At 54.3% G+C, this 17,216-nt stretch carries 16 protein-coding genes; 10 read left to right on the top strand and 6 right to left on the bottom strand.

Annotation, left to right across the window (positions count from 1 at the left end):
* Positions 1 to 91 precede the first annotated feature (91 nt).
* Both nhaR and BLR00_RS16915 read right to left on the bottom strand, forming a co-directional pair.
* Positions 92 to 1,051 carry a transcriptional activator NhaR gene (gene nhaR, locus BLR00_RS06935; protein ID WP_074631702.1) on the bottom strand — a complete coding sequence of 320 codons (960 nt, stop codon included), beginning with the start codon at positions 1,049 to 1,051 and terminating at the stop codon, positions 92 to 94.
* A 314-nt stretch (positions 1,052 to 1,365) separates the two neighbouring features.
* A complete protein-coding gene (locus BLR00_RS16915; protein WP_256324075.1) occupies positions 1,366 to 1,599 on the bottom strand; it encodes a hypothetical protein in 234 nt (77 codons plus the stop codon).
* On the opposite strand from BLR00_RS16915, the gene BLR00_RS06940 reads away from it, so the two are divergent.
* From BLR00_RS06940 to slmA, 5 genes are all read left to right on the top strand, one after another.
* Entirely contained in the window at positions 1,598 to 2,788 is a 1,191-nt protein-coding gene (locus BLR00_RS06940; RefSeq protein ID WP_256324076.1) for a TolC family protein, read from the top strand. The two genes, BLR00_RS16915 and BLR00_RS06940, sit on opposite strands and share 2 nt — an antisense overlap.
* Entirely contained in the window at positions 2,785 to 3,942 is a 1,158-nt protein-coding gene (locus BLR00_RS06945) for an efflux RND transporter periplasmic adaptor subunit (RefSeq protein ID WP_074631704.1), read from the top strand. The genes BLR00_RS06940 and BLR00_RS06945 overlap by 4 nt, the downstream gene beginning before the upstream one ends.
* A 2-nt stretch (positions 3,943 to 3,944) precedes the next feature.
* Positions 3,945 to 7,196: an efflux RND transporter permease subunit gene (locus BLR00_RS06950; RefSeq protein ID WP_256324077.1), complete on the top strand. Its 3,252-nt coding sequence runs from the start codon at positions 3,945 to 3,947 to the stop codon at positions 7,194 to 7,196.
* A gap of 167 nt (positions 7,197 to 7,363) precedes the next feature.
* Positions 7,364 to 8,251: an acetylglutamate kinase gene (argB, locus tag BLR00_RS06955; protein WP_074631705.1), complete on the top strand. Its 888-nt coding sequence runs from the start codon at positions 7,364 to 7,366 to the stop codon at positions 8,249 to 8,251.
* Positions 8,252 to 8,324: 73 nt separating this feature from the next.
* Entirely contained in the window at positions 8,325 to 8,918 is a 594-nt protein-coding gene (gene slmA / locus BLR00_RS06960) for a nucleoid occlusion factor SlmA (RefSeq protein WP_074631706.1), read from the top strand.
* Positions 8,919 to 9,299: 381 nt separating this feature from the next.
* Here slmA and BLR00_RS06970 read toward each other — a convergent pair whose 3' ends face one another.
* The 4 genes from BLR00_RS06970 to gpmA all read right to left on the bottom strand — a co-directional run bounded on the left by BLR00_RS06970 (position 9,300) and on the right by gpmA (position 14,068).
* Positions 9,300 to 10,073 (bottom strand): HesA/MoeB/ThiF family protein, encoded by a 774-nt coding sequence (locus tag BLR00_RS06970; protein ID WP_074631708.1) that lies wholly within the window; start codon positions 10,071 to 10,073, stop codon positions 9,300 to 9,302.
* A gap of 400 nt (positions 10,074 to 10,473) precedes the next feature.
* On the bottom strand, positions 10,474 to 11,916 hold the full coding sequence (locus tag BLR00_RS06975) for a S41 family peptidase (protein ID WP_074631709.1): 1,443 nt from the start codon (positions 11,914 to 11,916) through the stop codon (positions 10,474 to 10,476).
* A gap of 37 nt (positions 11,917 to 11,953) precedes the next feature.
* Complete coding sequence (locus tag BLR00_RS06980) at positions 11,954 to 13,183, bottom strand: murein hydrolase activator EnvC family protein (protein ID WP_074631710.1); 1,230 nt, start codon at positions 13,181 to 13,183, stop codon at positions 11,954 to 11,956.
* A 129-nt stretch (positions 13,184 to 13,312) separates the two neighbouring features.
* Complete coding sequence (gpmA, locus tag BLR00_RS06985; protein WP_074634183.1) at positions 13,313 to 14,068, bottom strand: 2,3-diphosphoglycerate-dependent phosphoglycerate mutase; 756 nt, start codon at positions 14,066 to 14,068, stop codon at positions 13,313 to 13,315.
* A gap of 425 nt (positions 14,069 to 14,493) precedes the next feature.
* Here gpmA and BLR00_RS06990 point away from each other — a divergent pair, with 425 nt between their 5' ends.
* From BLR00_RS06990 to BLR00_RS07010, 5 genes are all read left to right on the top strand, one after another.
* Entirely contained in the window at positions 14,494 to 14,901 is a 408-nt protein-coding gene (locus tag BLR00_RS06990) for a rhodanese-like domain-containing protein (protein ID WP_074631711.1), read from the top strand.
* Positions 14,865 to 15,152 carry a glutaredoxin 3 gene (gene grxC / locus BLR00_RS06995; protein WP_256324078.1) on the top strand — a complete coding sequence of 96 codons (288 nt, stop codon included), beginning with the start codon at positions 14,865 to 14,867 and terminating at the stop codon, positions 15,150 to 15,152. The genes BLR00_RS06990 and grxC overlap by 37 nt, the downstream gene beginning before the upstream one ends.
* Positions 15,153 to 15,246: 94 nt before the next feature.
* The gene (secB, locus tag BLR00_RS07000) at positions 15,247 to 15,726 is read left to right on the top strand and encodes a protein-export chaperone SecB (protein ID WP_074631713.1); all 480 of its coding nucleotides are present in this window, start codon (positions 15,247 to 15,249) and stop codon (positions 15,724 to 15,726) included.
* Between the two features lie 2 nt (positions 15,727 to 15,728).
* The gene (locus BLR00_RS07005; protein ID WP_074631714.1) at positions 15,729 to 16,214 is read left to right on the top strand and encodes an SH3 domain-containing protein; all 486 of its coding nucleotides are present in this window, start codon (positions 15,729 to 15,731) and stop codon (positions 16,212 to 16,214) included.
* Positions 16,211 to 17,212, top strand: a complete 1,002-nt coding sequence (locus BLR00_RS07010) for an NAD(P)H-dependent glycerol-3-phosphate dehydrogenase (protein WP_074631715.1) — start codon at positions 16,211 to 16,213, stop codon at positions 17,210 to 17,212. Before BLR00_RS07005 ends, BLR00_RS07010 begins: the two co-directional genes overlap by 4 nt.
* Positions 17,213 to 17,216 lie beyond the last annotated feature (4 nt).

Raw genomic sequence — 17,216 nt, forward strand, 5'->3', positions numbered from 1 at the left:
CCAAACTATGGATTTCTCCCAACCGGAAAACTGTCTCCTCGCAACCTGCCTCACCATCATCTCGCGTTCTAGTGGATTATCCGGATTGAAATCATCTTTTTATTGAACGAGTAACACGGGTCGGGGTTTCCGCCGGTGAGCGCGAATAGGTGTCCAGGTTGGCGAACAGCTCCCGGTGAGCGGTATCATTGATGGCCACGACTGCGGGATGCGTAAGCCGGCGTTCCATCGAGATGGCGTAGAACTGCTCGGTAACCTCGTTTGTATGGCCTAGAATAGTAACGCCATGTTCCCGCCGCACTTCCTCGGCGATCACCGATGGTGCAATGAAAATACCGGTGCCGGCCTGCCCGAAAGCCTGCATCAGCGCACTGTCGTCAAACTCACCCACGATATGCGGCCGGATCTGGCGGGCCTCGAACCAGCGCATCAGCGGTATTCGCACCGCAGCTTCTTTTCCGGGGATAAGCAAAGGGGCGGAATTAAGAACAAGGGGCCATTTATCCGTGTATTGCGCAGCCAGCCGCGGTTCGGCGAAAAACGTGATACCGCAATCTCCAAGCTTGTGGCTAAAGCCTTTCACATGAGTTCCGGCCGGTATGGGCTGGTCGGCGAGCACCAGATCAATACGCTGAATTGCCAGTTCCACCAGTAAACGCACCAGCTTATCTTCCCGGCAAACAAGGCGTACCGGCTCGGCAAGGGACATTGCCGGCGTCAATAGCCTGTAAGCGATGGATTTGGGCACCGCATCGTCTACCCCCACGCGAAGTTGAATGGAGCGGCTTTCGGGACGGCTACGCAGTGCTTCTTCCAGCTCGTTTCCTATCTGGAAGACCTCATCGGCATAGGACAGCGCAAGCCGGCCGGTTTCGGTTAACTCAAGGCGTCTTCCGATGCGTAAGAACAACGCCACACCCAGCGTTTCTTCCAGGAGTCCAATCTGACCGCTCAAGGTCTGAGGTGTGAGATGCAGCCGTTCGCTCGCCCGGACAATACTGCCCGCCTTGGCGACGGCCCAAAAATAATGTAACTGTTTGTAATTGAGCATTGTATGTCGATACAATGTGTAATAATAGATCGTAAATATCGATTATATTATCAGACAGATACTACTTTTATTGATGCAAATTTTATTTTAGACTGAATAAAATCAATAGCTGTACCTTGTTTCACCCCTAATTGATTTTTTTATAATATTGAGCAGTGCTCGGATCATCTGTTTAAGGTACCAGCTTATTTACGGTGATTGAAGCGAGTTTCATTTCTTTCAGAAATATAAAAAAGGTAGTAGATGCAAATATCACCCCGCTTCCGCATCTTGCTGAGCCTGATTCTCATCTCTTCCTATACTGCTGTTTCAGCTCAAGTGTCGCCCATTTTTGGACCTGGGTCTGCTACTCCCCTGTCGGATAGCATCCCGCCCCCCGTTCTACCTTCGATCACTGAGCCATCCGTCCCGACACCAGCTGTTCCCGCACCTGCTGTCAGGGCACCTTCTTCTGTCCGGACACCTTCCATTCCGGCATCCGCTGGCGGGAGTGCTTTTGATAAGATACCTTCTTTCACCTTGCCGGGCGCTACTGCTTCCGTCGTCATGCCGCCTGGCGCGCTCACCATCGACGCCTTGCAACGAGTGGGACTGGAGGCCAATGGTATGGTGCGTGCTGCGCAATCTCAAGTGAGCATCGCCGAAGCAGGCGTGATAGGAGCCGCTGCTTACCCCAATCCACAATTGAGCGTAGTGGCAGGGCCTCAACATGCGCGAATCGCACTGGCACATCCTGCAACCAACACGCGTCAGTTGACGGTCACTCAAACCATTGAAAATCCATTTATGCGGGGTGCACGCATCGGTTCGGCCGAAGCGGGAGTAGCGGCCAGTCGCGCCAGTTATCATCAGGTACGTGCGGATCTGGCGGCCCAATTACGGGTGCGCGCATATGAATTGGTGCTGCGCCAGGAAATTGCGCGCATGGAGGAGAGTATCTTTGATCTGATGCAGGAGGTGCGGCGGCGCATCAGCATGGCCGTGGGTGTGGGCGAAACTGCGCGCTTTGAACTAGTCCGCGCCGATGCCGAAGTGCTGAACGCGGCTAGCCGCAAAGAAGCAGCGGAGCTGGGCGCGTTGCGGGCACGCGTTGCACTGATGCAGTTTACCGCGGGTGCCCTGAAGCCGGATTTCACGATCAACGCGTCCCTGTTCGATCCGGTCAGCCTGCCTCCGCTGGAAGAGCTGCGTCAGGAGGTGCCGGCTGTCAACCCCGATGTATTGCGGCTGCAGGCAGAGTGGGAACGGGCTCGCTTGCGAATAGATCAGGAACGGGCCTCAGTGCTGCCGTCGGTGGACATCGCATACAGCCATTATCAAGATGCTCAATACACCGACAACAGAGCGGGGATGAACGTAAGGGTTCCCGTGTTTTATCGCCGCCGCGGGGAAATCGACGCAGCCGTGGCGGACTCCGCGCGGGCGCGGGAAACCCTGGAATTCCGCCGTTACGAAATTGGCCAGTTATTTGAATCCGCCTGGCAGGCCTTGCAGATTGCCCGCCGCAGGGTGGAGATGTTCGAAGGCGGGATCATCAAGGAAGCCGAGAACGCATTGCGGATTGCCCAGGCGGCTTACCGCTTTGGCGAGCGCCCCCTGATTGACGTACTCGATACCCAGCGTATTTTACGGGGGATTCTTATGGACTCGTTGCAGGCACGCTTTGATCTACAGGCTGCCGCCGCTGAAATAGACCGGTTGCGGGCTTATTATCCCAGGGAGCAGGGTGTCGAATGAAAAAAGCAATACGGATCACCGGTATCGCTGTCACTATCGTGTTGCTTGCCGCAGGTTGCGGCAGCAAGGAAGCCGCAGCCCCAGTCAATGAAGCCAAGCAAGCACCGGAGGATGTAAACAGTATTACGATCAGGCCGGAAATGGTGCCGCGTATAAAGATCGGTCAACCCACCATGGTCGATCTCGCTGATAAATTACAGGTTCCCAGTCAGGTCGAGGTGGATGAGGAGAGGCTTGTCCGGATCGGGTCTTATGTGACGGGGCGTATTACCGATTTATACGTCATGCTGGGTGATAGTGTTAACGCCGGACAGCCACTGGCACGACTTACCAGCCCTGAATTGACCCAGGCGCAGCTGGCCTATCTGCGTGCATATTCACGGACTGTGCTGACCGAAAAAGCGGCCCAGCGTGCTCAACATTTACTGGCCGCCGACGTGATCGCCGTCGCCGAGGTGGAACGGCGCGAGTCGGAGCTGGAAGTCGCGCGCGCCGAGCTGGGGGCGGCGAAGGACCAATTGCGCCTGCTGGGAGTGGATAGCGCCGTGCTGGCAGAACTGGCGAAGCAGGGGCAAATCCTGCCTTCCGTTACCATCAACGCATCAAGAAGCGGCATTATTATTGCGCGGAGCGTCATCATCGGTCAGGTGGTGCAACCGGCCGATCAGTTATTCGGGGTGGCCGATCTTTCCTCCGTCTGGGTGGTGGGTGACGTGCCGGAGCAGATCGCGCGCAATGTGCAGGTTGGTCAACATGTGGAGATTCATGTTCCGGCGCTGGGTGATGTGACCCTCGATGGTCTTATCATATTCGTTGCCGATACGGTGAACCCGCTGACCCGTACCGTAATGGTGCGCACAATGGTGGAGAATCCGCAGCGCAAACTTAAGCCCGACATGCTGGCCACCATGCATATTACCGATAATGCGCACAAAAGCCTGGTCGTGCCGGTAACAGCGGTAGTGCGCGAGGCCAACCGCGATTATGTCTTTCTGTTTCAAGGCAACAACCGGTTTTTGCGTATCCCCGTAGAATTGGGTCCCGAAGTAGCCGACATGTATCCAGTGCTAAACGGGGTTACCATCGACCAAAAGATTGTGGTGGATGGCGCCTTTCACCTGGATAACGAGCGCAAGCTCGCCGAGCTGGAGTAGCGATGCTTGCCTCCATTGTCCGCGTCATGCTCAGACAGCGCCTGATAGTTGTAGTGGTGTCGCTTGCTCTGTGTGCCGCAGGCATTCTTGCCGCGAAGAATCTCTCGGTCGACGCTTTTCCGGATGTGACCAACATTCAGGTCCAGGTCGCCACGGTAGCGGTCGGACGCAGTCCGGAGGAGATCGAGCGTCTGGTTACGGTCCCGGTGGAAATAGCCATGACCGGCCTGCCGGGGCTGGTGGAGATGCGCTCCCTGAACAAGAGCGGGTTGTCGCTTATCACCCTGGTATTTACCGATAAGACCGACGTTTTCTTTGCGCGCCAATTGGTGATGGAACGGCTGATCGAGGTTTCTCCCCGGCTCATACCGGGGATTACGCCGGTGCTTGGGCCCGTATCAACCGGTCTGGGTGAGGTATACCAGTACACGATCGATCATCCCGACGATGGCCAGCGCGCACTAACCGTTGAGGAGCTGACCGAACGGCGCACGATCCAGGATTGGGTGGTGCGGCCGCTCCTGCGTTCGGTCCAGGGTGTGGCGGAAATCAACTCAATAGGCGGCCATGTCAAGGAGTACCAGGTACTGGTCGACCCCAACCGGTTGCGTCACTATGATCTGACGCTGACGGCGGTTGACCGGGCCATTGCCAGCAATAATGCGAATTCCAGCGGTAACATTCTGCCCTTGCATGCGGAGCAGTATCTGATCCGTGGCGTCGGCCTGATCCGCACGCTGGACGATATCCGCAATATCGTGCTCAAAGAGCGGGATGGGGTGCCGGTCTATGTGCGTGATGTGGCTGATGTGCAGTTCGGCGGGGAGGTGCGCCTGGGGGCCAGCATCAAGGACGGCTATACCGAGTCTGTTACCGGCATCGTGATGATGCTGCGCGGCGGCAACGCCAAGGACATCGTTGGGCGGGTGAAGGAAAAGGTTGCCGAGATCAATGAGCGCAACCTGTTGCCGGGGGGGCTCCAGATCGTGCCTTTTTATGACCGGACCGTTATGGTGGATGCCGCGCTGGAGTCCGTGTACCGTGTATTGATCGAGGCGCTGGTCTTCGTGATCCTGGTAATGATTATCTGCCTGGGTAATTGGCGCGTGAGCCTGGTGGTGTGTGCGACACTTATCATCACGCCGCTGGTCACGTTCATGATCATGAACTATCTGGAAATTCCGGCCAATCTGATGTCGCTGGGCGGGCTGACGATCGCCATCGGGCTGATGGTCGATCCCACCGTGGTGGTAGTGGAGAATATCTTCTTGCGCCTGAGCCACGCAAACGGTGACGAGCCGAAGAGCGAGACGATTGCGAAGGCGGCAGCCGAGGTGGGGGCCCCGGTCATCTACGGCATCATCATCATTGTCCTCGTGTTCCTGCCGCTGATGTCGCTGCAGGGCATGGAAGGCAAGATGTTCAGTCCCCTTGCCGTCACCATTTCCATCGCGCTGCTGGTGGCGCTGGTCGTTTCGGTGCTGTTGTCGCCGGTGCTATGCGACTATGCTTTGAAAGGCGGCAGCGAGGAGGACACCAAGATTGTCTCTATTCTCAAGACTCTTTACTTGCGCCTGCTCTATTTAGCGTTGAGGAATCCAAAGGCGACTGCCATGGTATCGGTAGGCTCTCTTTTGCTGGCGGTCGGCCTGTACCCGTTTCTTGGCAAATCTTTCATTCCAATCATGCGGGAGGGCGCGGTGACGCCCGTGATCATCCGTGTACCCTCGATCTCGCTGGAGGAAGCGATCAAGCTGGAAACAGAAGCGATGAAACTGATCGCCAAGATACCCGGGGTCGTGTCTGTTGTGTCCAAGCTCGGCCGGGGGGAATCGCCGGCCGACCCGGCGTCGCAGAATGAATCCGACCCTATTGCGTCTCTGGATCTGGAAGGATCGGGCCGCACCCAGCAGGAGATCGAAGAAGATATCCGCAAGGCGTTGATGGTGCTGCCCGGCGTGAACATCGCGTTGTCGCAGCCGATCGCGCAACGGGTGGACGAGATGGTGACGGGGGTGCGCTCGCAGGTCGCGGTCAAGATCTTCGGCGACGACCTGGAAGAGTTGCGCAAGTTGTCGGAGCAGGTGGCACGCATCGTCAAGTCAACACGCGGCGCCCAAGATCTCCGCATCGAGCGCCTGTCGGGACAGCAGGAATTGACCATCGACATTGATCGCCGAGCCATCGCCCGCCATGGTATCAATGTTGCCGATGTGAACGAGCTCATTGCAACCGCCATCGGCGGCAAGGCGGTCACCCAGGTTTTTGAGGGCGAGCGGCGTTTTACGCTCCTTCTGCGCTTTCCCGAACAGTTCCGTGATGATGTCGAAGCTATCCGCGATCTTTTGCTTCGTCCCCCCGGCAACGCCGGCCCCGAGGGTCTAATGGCGCGCGGTGGCGTTCTGGTGCCGTTAAGTGCTGTCGCGGATATCCGGGTCATCGATGGCCCGGCAATCGTCTCGCGCGAATATGCCAAGCGCCGCGTGGTGGTCGGCGCTAATGTGCATGATCGTGACCTTGGCGGTTTCGTTGCCGAACTGCAAGAGCGTACCGCGAAGGAGGTCAAATTACCCTCTGGTTACTATTTTGTCTGGGGCGGGCAGTTCGAGAACATGGAGCGCGCCATGGCCACTCTTGCGGTGATCGTGCCGATTACCTTTGCCGTAATCTTCTTCCTGTTGTTCATGCTGTTTGGTTCGGTCAAACTTGCTGCGCTTATCTTTACAGCTCTGCCATTCGCTTCCGTCGGCGGTGTTATCGGCCTTTTTATCACCGGCGAGTATCTATCGGTACCGGCATCGGTGGGTTTCATCGCAGTATGGGGCGTCGCCATATTGAACGGTGTGGTATTGATTTCTTTTATCAAGGAACTGCGCGAACAGGGACTCAGTGTGGCCGATGCGGTGAAAACCAGTTGCGAGGCGCGCTTCCGTCCCGTGTTGATAACCGCCGCGGCTACGATACTGGGCCTGGCGCCATTCCTGATTGCTACCGGCCTCGGCTCCGAGGTACAGAAGCCGCTAGCCATTGTGGTGATCTGCGGACTGATTACCGCGACTGTGATGACGAAGGTGGTGGTACCCATGCTGTACCGCTATTTCGACCCGCTACCTGATGTCGCTGACAAGGGCACCACTCAGCCATCCGTTGACGTGCCTGACAAGGGCATCGCTCAAGAGACCAGCCATCGTCCCAATCTACTCGCCAGAATACGCGCACGATTCAGGAGAAGTCCCCAAACTCCTGGCGCGTGATTTGTTCATGGACGGGGCTTTTTCGCGTCTGCAATCTGGCATAATCCCGAACAACGTTGAACACCCCTGGCGAACTCCAGTTGCTGTGATTCATTGCGCTAGACTGGAAAATGAGTGGTCAACGTCGGATTCAGGATAATATACTCAAAAATTCATAGGGAAGAATCGTGCCTTTATCCCCATCCTCCGCAAAAGACAAAGCCAGAATCCTGGCTGAGGCACTGCCGTATATCCAGCGTTTCCACGGAAAAACAATAGTCATCAAATATGGCGGCAACGCCATGGTTGAGGAAAATCTCAAACAGGGTTTCGCCCGTGATGTCGTGCTGCTGAAACTGGTGGGGATGAATCCCGTGGTCGTTCATGGTGGCGGGCCTCAGATCAATGATATGTTGAAGCGGATAGGCAAGCAGGGTGAATTTATTCAAGGGATGCGCGTAACCGATGCTGAAACCATGGACATGGTGGAAATGGTGCTGGGAGGCCTGGTCAATAAGGACATCGTCAATCTCATTAACCGGCAGGGCGGCCATGCGGTGGGTCTGACCGGCAAGGACGGCGGCTTCATTCGCGCAAAAAAGATGCTTATGCGGGATAGAGAGAAAACGGATGAATGGATCGATATCGGCCAGGTTGGAGAGATTGAAAGCATAGATCCTGCCCTGATTGCGCTGCTCGAAACACGTGATTTCATTCCGGTAATTGCCCCCATTGGCGTGGGTGAGAGCGGCGAGTCCTACAATATCAATGCCGATCTTGTTGCAGGAAGGCTGGCGAGTGTTCTGGGTGCCGAGAAACTGATACTACTCACCAATACGCCGGGTGTGCTGGACAGGCATGGTAATTTGTTGACCGGATTGACCGCGCAGAGGGTGGATGAACTGTTTGAGGATGGAACCATCTCAGGCGGTATGATGCCAAAAATTGGCTCAGCACTGGATGCGGTAAAGAGTGGGGTCAAGTCCTGTCACATCATTGATGGACGGGTTGAACATGGATTGTTGCTGGAAGTGCTGACAGACGCGGGTGTGGGAACACTGATTAAGGCGAGCTAATTTTCAGGCATATTTCCTTACGGACATTTTTAAGCTATGGTGTTATCCAATCGCGGAACTCATCGAGTAACGTATGTCAGCTAAACCCGGTGAAAGGAGAGATCAGATCCTGCGGGTTCTCGCGCAAATGCTGGAAGAGCCTCGTCCGGTGAAAATCACCACCGCGGCGCTGGCGGTCAAGCTGGATGTTTCCGAGGCGGCGCTATATCGGCATTTTGCCAGCAAGGCTCAGATGTTCGAGGGCTTGATCGAGTTCATTGAAGCCACCTTGTTCAGTCTTATCAATAGATGGACGGCGGAAGAGAAAAGCGCTATGCGGCAAATCGAAGGGATATTGTCGCTATTGCTTGGTTTTGCGCAGAAAAATCCGGGTATGACGCGAGTGCTGACCGGCGACGCACTGATAAACGAAAATGACCGCCTGCAGCTACGCATCAATCAACTGCATGACCGGCTTGAGGCGACGCTGAAACAGGTGTTGCGCTTCGCCGTCAGCGAGGGGGAAATCCCGGCAAATCTTGATGTCTCCGCTCAGGCGAACCTGCTGATGTGTTATGTAGCCGGGCGCTGGCACCAGTTCGCCAAAAGTGGATTCAAGCGCGATCCGATGGAATATTGGGAAGCGCAGCGCAGAGAATTGCTGTCATGTGCCGTAGCTCAGACGTAAGTTGACCGGATAATCCTAAATCCGGTAGTTGGACGAGGTGAAGTGTGCGGTTTTTGGGGTGCAGGGCGAGGCGCAACGACGCGGAATGCGACCGCGCAGGGCGGAGCAGTGCCTTCCGCAGGAAGGTGCGACCCCGAAGCGGGATGCGGGCGCCCCATGCACGTGGAACGCGATCGCGGCATCCCCTACGCTGCCCGATCCCCGCTTCGCGGGGCCCCTCGTGCGACGCTTCGGGGCGCCGTTCCATTCCAAGAAGTTGCAACGCAGCTATGTGCCGCAAAAACTGTACAATTCACCCCGTAGCGGCCTCACCCGGAAGGTGAGCGTCAAATAATACGAAATATTGTTATTAGTCATGACGCTGATCTATCAGATGAGCGGTCAACTACCGGATTTAGGATAATATTCATTGGTGCCGCAGACCTTGCAAGACGGGTCCTTATTCAGTCTGATGGAGCGCCATTCCATTGACAAGCCATCTAGCAACAGCAACCGGCTATTCAGGGTCTGTCCAATATCAAGCAGGATTTTCAGCGTTTCGGCTGCCTGTACACAACCGATAACACCCACCAGGGGTGCAAACACCCCCATCACCGCGCAACGCATATCCTGATCTTCGCCGTCCGCGGGAAACAGGCAGTGATAGCAAGGGCTGTGTGCGTGACGTAGATCAAATACGGCGACTTGTCCATCAAAACGCACCACGGCACCCGATACGAGTGGTTTCTTATAGAGAGTGCAGACTCGATTGATGATATACCGGGTAGGAAAGTTGTCGCTCGCATCCACCACTACATCGGCATTCCTGATCAGTTGCAGCAGCCCGCGCTCGTCCATGCGCTCGTTCAGTGCGATGACATTGACTTCCGGATTAATGCCCGCAAGTGTTTTTTTAGCGGAATCTGATTTGGGTATGCCGATGCGATCCGTGCTGTGAGCGATTTGCCGCTGAAGATTGGTCAGGTCAACCTTGTCACTGTCGCAAATAGTCAGCTTACCGACCCCGCTCGCGGCAAGGTATAGCACAGCAGGTGAGCCTAATCCCCCCGCGCCGACCACGAGTACGTGCGACTGGATTAAAGTTTCCTGCCCCTTTATGCCAATTTGCGGCAACAGAATGTGTCGGCTGTAGCGCAGTAGTTGGTCGTCGTTCATTGCTCACGGCGGCGCGGCTGCTAAGGGATCTCTGAGCAGGGGCGCGACGGTCGCATCCGGGACGGAATGGGTAATAGTAGTCAGGGCTGGCAAGCGTATTGATGGAGATGGGGTTCTCATACGGCGCAATGCACTTCGCTTATTGCATCCTACATCCATTCGCAGCGTTCCATCTTTGCGGGTCAGCTGTCTGCAAGCCGTTTGCAATAAGAAGTAGGGTGTTAATAAGCAAAGCGCATTGCGCCGTAATGAATCTTCATAATCGAGCCGATCTTGAGGGCTTCTAAACGAGTCTCCGGTTTTGTCCACAACGTACCCCGCAGGGGATGTCCAGGGACTTTCCAGTTCCCCGCTCCCCAGCAATCAGGGATCGGTCTCGACTAAGGGTTCAGTTAACAACTCAGTTAACAACCTTGGCGGAATCAGGATTCTTGTTCGATGCCGCCGCGCCGCCTTTGAAATAATTCATTGCCTGGGTCAGCAGTAAGTCGTCGGCAGAGCCAAATTCCGCCGGCGGCTCACGCTTCTTGTTTTTGTCTTCGCCGTTCTCCGGTTTGGGCGGTTTGACGGCAGGTTTTGGCTCTACCTTTGCCGCTTCCGTTTCAGGTTTGATGTCCTTCGGTTTGCCGTTAGACAGATGTCTGTCCAGATCAGCTTCACGCAAGCGTTCGGTTTCATCTTTTGCCGATTCATCAAGAATATCCGGTGTGATTCCCTTAGCCTGAATGGATTGTCCGTTAGGTGTGTAGTAGCGTGTGGTGGTCAGCTTGATAGCGGTATTGTTACCTAGCGGCAGTATGGTTTGTACCGATCCTTTACCAAAAGTCTGCGTCCCCATGACTACGGAACGTTTATGGTCCTGCAAAGCACCCGCTACGATTTCAGAGGCGGAGGCCGAACCCCCATTCACGAGGGTAATCATCGGTACCGTCTTGATCGCGGGCGGCAATCGCTTCAGATAGTCGCTTTTTGTATCGCGCAGATAGAATTCCGGACTGGCTTTCAGCTTCATCTTGGCGTCATCGGTACGACCATCGGTATAAACCACCAGCGAATTAGATGGTAGAAAGGCGGCGGAAACCGCAACCGCACCGTTCAGCAAGCCTCCGGGATCGTTACGCAGATCCAGCACCAGGCCTTTCATCGGCACAGTACTTTCCTTGAATAACTTGTCTATGGCCTTAACGAGGTTTTCGCCGGTCTGTTCCTGGAATTGCGTGATACGTATGTATGCATAACCGGGCTCGATCATCTTGGATTTAACACTCTGGATCTTGATGATGGCGCGTATCAAAGAGAATACCAATGGCTTGGTCTCACCCTTGCGTAATACAGTGAGGGTAATAGGCGTATTGGGTTTGCCACGCATGCGCTTGATTGCATCGGTGAGCGAGAGACCCTTGACCGCGGTTTCATCCAGTTTGATGATGAGATCGCCTGGCTTGATGCCGGCGCGAAAGGCGGGCGTATCCTCGATTGGCGAGATGACTTTGACAAACCCGTCTTCCATACTGACTTCAATGCCTAATCCGCCAAATTCACCTTGCGTGCCAATCTGCAATTCCTTGAAGGCGTCCGAATCCAGATAGGCGGAATGAGGATCAAGGCCGGTCAGCATTCCATTGATGGCTTCAGTGATGAGTTTCTTGTCTTCCACCGGCTCAACGTAATCGCTTTTAATGCGGCCGAACACTTCGGTGAACGCACGCAGTTCCTCAACGGGAAGCGGACGCAAAACCTCCGTGATTTCCTTGTTGGCGACAGCAGAAAAATTGAGGCTCAGCATCACACCGGCGATCGCACCGAAAATAATCAAGCCGAATTGCCGCATCTTGTTACCCATTAAACTTTCTCCACATGTGTCGATTTTGCTGCGTCGTTCATTTTATTCTTACCCAGTTCAACGGGTCAAACGGTTTACCCTGATGACGTAGTTCAAAGTATAAACCGGAATCGGGGTTGCTGCCGCTGTTTCCCACCGTTGCGATAGTATCACCGCCGTGAACCGCCTCGCCTACCTGTTTGTGAATGGTTTCATTGTTGCCATAGAGGCTCATATAGCTGCCGCCGTGGTCCACGATCATAAGATTGCCAAATCCTCTCAGCCAGTCGGCAAAAACTACGCGCCCGCCTGCAATGGCCTTTACCTCTGCGCCGCTGGCCGAGCGTATGAATAATCCCTTCCAGGTCACACCACCATCAGCACGTGGACTACCGAAACGGTTGGCAAGTTCCCCGCGTACCGGCAAACTCAAGCGGCCTTTCAACGCCGCAAACGGATTTCCATCCGCCGATGCGTCGGGTAGTCTGTTATTACTTAGGGATTCGGTACGGGATTCGGTACGGGACTCGGTACGTTTCTTTTTGCGGGCGAGCATTTTGGCGATTTTTTCTACCAGGCGTGACAGGCGTTCTTCATCGCGCTTGAGTTTACTGATTTCGCGCCGCTGTTGATCGACCTGCATCGAGATTTGGGATAGCAGGTTTTTGTGTTCGGTTTTTTTCTGTTCAAGTTGTTTTTTGTATTCGGTTTGCTTGGCCTGGATCGTAGCGATCTCCTGGCTTTTCTCGCGGCTTTCCCGGGTGAGTGCATCGAGTTGTTGAAAATTGGAGCGCAGAACATTGATGCCGTCCAGCCGGGCGCGGGAGAGATGGCCGTAATAATGCAGATTGCGTGCAATCTGGTTAGGATCCTGCTGATTGAATAAAAGACTCAGATACTCTTTTTCTCCGCCGCCACTTATATATTGTCTATAGAGCAATTTACTTAGTTGCGCCTGCTGCGCCTCAATACCCCCGGCGACTTGGCTGGATTGTGCTTGTAACTGGCGAAGCCTGGTATTGGCTTCGTCCCGCGTCCGGGTAAGCGTAATCAATTTTTGGTTGGCGGCGCTGATAGCCTGCTCCGATTCGCGCAGTGCGTCCGCCGCTTCTGATTTCGATTCCTCCGTGTCTACGAGCTCTTTCTGTAATGTCTCAATTCGCCCGCGCAATTGCTTCAAGTCTTCGTTATCAACCTTGGGAGCAGCGTGAAGCGGATGCGACAGAATCAGTACACAAGCCGGGATGAACTTGCGGGCTTTATGCAACCATGAATTAATGCCGATCAAGAGTGCAAATTTTCAAACGTATGCAAACGTTCTTTGCCGAAAGAAATCATGCTCCGCTAGATAATAGGGAAGAAGCCTGTTGAACAACAAAGATTACCGAATGCCGGTTCGACATTAATGAGCGGGAACTCATGACCGAGGTAATATTTTCCCCTGGTTCGCCACGACCTGCATGGCCTGTTCGATTTGTGCGCGATCACCGAGATAATAATTCCGGAGAGGCTTCAGATTGTCATCAAGTTCGTACACTAGCGGAACCCCGGTGGGGATATTAAGCTCCAGAACGTCCTGATCGGAAAGATTGTCGAGATATTTGACGAGTGCGCGCAGCGAGTTGCCATGGGCTGTAATGAGCACGCGTTGTCCGGATTGGACCTGTGGAGCAATGGTTTCGTTCCAGTAGGGCAGAAATCTTGCCACCGTATCCTGGAGGCATTCAGCTAGTGGAATCTCCTGGCTGGCCAGATCCCGATAGCGAGGATCAAACCCAGGATAGCGATCATCCTCCGGTTCGAGCGCGGGTGGCCGGATGCTGTAGCTGCGCCGCCAGATTTGTACCTGCTCTTCGCCATATTTGAGCGCTGTCTCGGTTTTGTTCAACCCTTGCAGTGCACCATAGTGCCGCTCGTTCAACCGCCAGGACAGATTAACGGGAATCCACATCTGATCCATTTCATCCAGTGCGATCCATAGAGTGCGAATGGCGCGTTTCAATACTGATGTATAGGCAACATCAAACGCAAATCCGTTTTCTCGCAATAGCCGGCCGGAATTTCTGGCTTCTTCCAGACCTTTTGGCGATAAATCCACATCTGTCCAGCCAGTAAAACGATTCTCCTTGTTCCAAATGCTTTCTCCATGACGCAGGAGAATGAGTTTTTTCATATTGTTCTTTATAAAAAGATAAGTTTTTCCGCAAGGTGATTTGAAATGCCATAGTATTTTATTATATTTTGGCCATGGCCGCAGCATGCAAGAAATACGTGAATTTTTTCAATATATTATGTATTGCTTGCAGCCGTTTTTGCCGCTCACCCGGCGTCCGTAGACCCAGTGATGGACTTCTCCCAACTGGCAAAACTATCTCGCAACCTGCCTCACCATCATCTCGCGTCCTGATGGATTATCTGGGTCCTCATCAGCATTGCCGGGCTGCCAAAGCAAAGTCGCCAAGTGTGGGCCATCCTGCCCCGGTTCCGGTAGAATTGGGCGCTGGATGGCACATCTCCCGGGTCTACCGGAACGCGGGAGTCCCATAGCATTCGCATCTCTGATAAAATTACCCGGTTAAGAAAATTAAGGAGTATGACGTGGCATTCTTGCAAAATAATATTATGCTGGTTGTGGCCGCCCTGATGAGCGGGGGTATGTTGTTATGGCCGTTGTTGCGGCGTTCCGGCAATGAGATAGACACGCTGGTGGCGGTTCAGCTCATCAATTATAAGGACGCGCTTGTTTTGGATGTGCGCGAGGGGAGTGAATACAATGCGGGCCATGTACCTAATTCCAAGCATATTCCCGCTGACAAGCTTGAGGAGCGCCTGCACGAACTGGAAAAATTCAAGAGCAAGCCGGTCATATTGATACATCGCAGTGGCGTTAATGCCACGGGTAAAGCCGGCTCGATTTTGCGCAAAAAAGAGTTTGCGCATGTACATAACCTTCAAGGTGGCATCGACGCATGGCGTCAGGCGAATTTGCCGATAGTGAAGAAATGAAGGTGGTCATGTACGCATCCGGTTTTTGCCCCTATTGCACAAGAGCGGAAAGCATGCTGCGTGCCAGAGGTGTGACAGAAATCGAGAAAATCCGTATTGATCTGGATCCTGCCATCCGCGCCGAGATGATAGAAAAAACCGGTCGTCGCACCGTTCCCCAAATTTATATTGGCGACACGCATGTGGGTGGTTATGACGATTTGGCGCGACTCGACCGCAATGATGGATTGGTAAAGCTCCTGGCGATCTGATTGCCGGCTGATCGGTTTGAGAATAATTGTATCCCCCGTAGTTCAGATTTTGTACGGTAACCTCCCATTTTGACTACTCCATATGGAATCCAACATGAGCGACCAGCAGCCGGTTTTCGGTATTGAAAAAATCTATGTCAAGGACTTGTCCCTGGAAATTCCAAATGCGCCAAGAATTTTTCTTGAGCGCGAAACACCCGAAGTGAACATACAGCTGCATACCAAGGGAGAGCGCGTCGACGAAGGTATGTATGAGGTATTGTTGACGGTAACAGTCACCGCGAAAGTCAAGGAGAAGACCCTGTTTCTGGTGGAGGTGGGCCAGGCGGGCATCTTTCAGATTCGCAATGTGCCGGAAGCTGAAATGGATCCCGTATTGGGGATAGGGTGTCCCAATATCCTTTTCCCCTACTTGCGCGAAGCCGTTTCGGATATCGTTACCCGCGCCGGATTTCATGCGGTCATTCTAAACCCGGTAAATTTTGAAGCGCTTTACCATCAGGGAAAACAGCAAGCCGAGATGAATGCCGCGGCGGCGGAGAAACTGGAAGAAGAGCAGAAAACAACGCACTGAAAATGAAACACGCCCACGACGCATGCGTCACAAATCCATTCCTGCGGTGCCGGGTTCTTGGGCTATTGATTGGCATACTGTTGTGTCCGGCGCATGCCATCGCGGCGTTTGAGTTCTTTTCGATAGCAGAGAATGCTACCGTCATGTATGACGCGCCATCGCTCAAAGCCGATAAATTGTATGTGGTGAGTCGTCATCTGCCCGTAGAGGCGGTAGTGAAAGTCGAAGGTTGGGTCAAGGTGCGCGATAGCGGGGGCGGGCTTGCCTGGGTGGAAGAAAAGGCATTAAGTGAAAAACGTTATGTAATTGTTACGGCGCTGCAGGCCGAAGTTTATCAGGCGGCGAATGCAAGTTCGACGCTGGTATTTCAAGCGCAACAAAACGTGGTGATGGAACAGCTTGAGCCTGCTGTGAATGGTTGGGTCAAGGTGCGCCACCGCGATGGACAAACGGGTTACATCAGAACGCAACAAATCTGGGGTTCATGAGAATAGGTGTTCTTGGCGCGGGCGCGTGGGGTACTGCGCTGGCCATCAGTCTCGGCACCAACACCCGTTCAAGCCACCAGGTGACGTTGTGGACCCGCGATCCGGTGCATCTTGCCGAGCTTGTTTCCCAGCGTGCCAACCGGCGCTATTTCCCCGGCTTTTCGTTACCGCCTTCTCTGCAGCTGACGTCCGTTCTCGATGTTGCCATCGAGGCTGCTGATCTTGTTTTGATCGTGGTCCCGGTTGCCGGATTACGTGAGACATTGCGTGGAATTGCTGCTTGCGGGAAAGGCGTGCCGGTGGTGTGGGGCTGCAAGGGATTCGAGGCGGAATCGGCAGCATTGCCTCATCAGGTAGCACAGGAGGAATATGGCGGGGTGGCGCCCTGTGGCGTATTGTCGGGCCCCAGCTTCGCCCAGGAAGTCGCACAAGGACTTCCCACCGCTTTGACCCTGGCATCGCATGATGAAGAATTTTCTCGTAGCATTGCGGCACAGTTGCACACCGCCCGGCTGCGGATTTACTCAAGCAGGGATGTTGCCGGCGTGGAAACCGGTGGCGCAGTGAAGAATGTCATATCGATTGCCGCTGGCATTTCCGACGGCATGGGTTTTGGTCACAACGCTCGCGCAGCCTTGATTACGCGGGGTTTGGCGGAAATTACGCGCCTGGGACTAAAACTCGGTGGTTGTATGGAAACGTTCATGGGGCTAGCCGGAGCGGGAGATTTGATACTTACCTGTACCGGGGATTTGTCACGCAATCGGCGGGTAGGTCTGTTACTCGCGGCGGGCCATTCGTTACCGGACATCCTGCGGGAGCTTGGACACACCGCCGAAGGCGTCCATACGGCGTCTGCAGTATTGCGGCTAAGTCAGACACTGAAAATTGAAATGCCGATTACACAGGCGGTATGCAGCGTACTCCACGATGGGGTGCCGGCGAGACTGGCGGTGGAAGCGCTACTTAACCGGGAACCGAAGGCGGAAACTTACTGATCTG

It is taken from the genome of Nitrosospira multiformis (assembly GCF_900103165.1).
Lineage (GTDB): Bacteria > Pseudomonadota > Gammaproteobacteria > Burkholderiales > Nitrosomonadaceae > Nitrosospira > Nitrosospira multiformis_D.

Excerpts from the sequence above, each read along its gene's own strand:
- BLR00_RS06970 (WP_074631708.1), bottom strand. The coding sequence starts at position 10,073 with ATGAACGACGACCAACTACTGCGCTACAGCCGACACATTCTGTTGCCG.
- BLR00_RS06950 (WP_256324077.1), top strand. The coding sequence starts at position 3,945 with ATGCTTGCCTCCATTGTCCGCGTCATGCTCAGACAGCGCCTGATAGTT.
- grxC (WP_256324078.1), top strand. The coding sequence starts at position 14,865 with ATGGCGTCAGGCGAATTTGCCGATAGTGAAGAAATGAAGGTGGTCATG.
- gpmA (WP_074634183.1), bottom strand. The coding sequence starts at position 14,068 with ATGAAAAAACTCATTCTCCTGCGTCATGGAGAAAGCATTTGGAACAAG.
- BLR00_RS06975 (WP_074631709.1), bottom strand. The coding sequence starts at position 11,916 with ATGGGTAACAAGATGCGGCAATTCGGCTTGATTATTTTCGGTGCGATC.
- BLR00_RS16915 (WP_256324075.1), bottom strand. The coding sequence starts at position 1,599 with ATGACGACGGAAGCAGTAGCGCCCGGCAAGGTGAAAGAAGGTATCTTA.
- nhaR (WP_074631702.1), bottom strand. The coding sequence starts at position 1,051 with ATGCTCAATTACAAACAGTTACATTATTTTTGGGCCGTCGCCAAGGCG.
- secB (WP_074631713.1), top strand. The coding sequence starts at position 15,247 with ATGAGCGACCAGCAGCCGGTTTTCGGTATTGAAAAAATCTATGTCAAG.
- BLR00_RS07010 (WP_074631715.1), top strand. The coding sequence starts at position 16,211 with ATGAGAATAGGTGTTCTTGGCGCGGGCGCGTGGGGTACTGCGCTGGCC.
- BLR00_RS07005 (WP_074631714.1), top strand. The coding sequence starts at position 15,729 with ATGAAACACGCCCACGACGCATGCGTCACAAATCCATTCCTGCGGTGC.
- BLR00_RS06945 (WP_074631704.1), top strand. The coding sequence starts at position 2,785 with ATGAAAAAAGCAATACGGATCACCGGTATCGCTGTCACTATCGTGTTG.
- BLR00_RS06940 (WP_256324076.1), top strand. The coding sequence starts at position 1,598 with ATGCCGCCTGGCGCGCTCACCATCGACGCCTTGCAACGAGTGGGACTG.
- slmA (WP_074631706.1), top strand. The coding sequence starts at position 8,325 with ATGTCAGCTAAACCCGGTGAAAGGAGAGATCAGATCCTGCGGGTTCTC.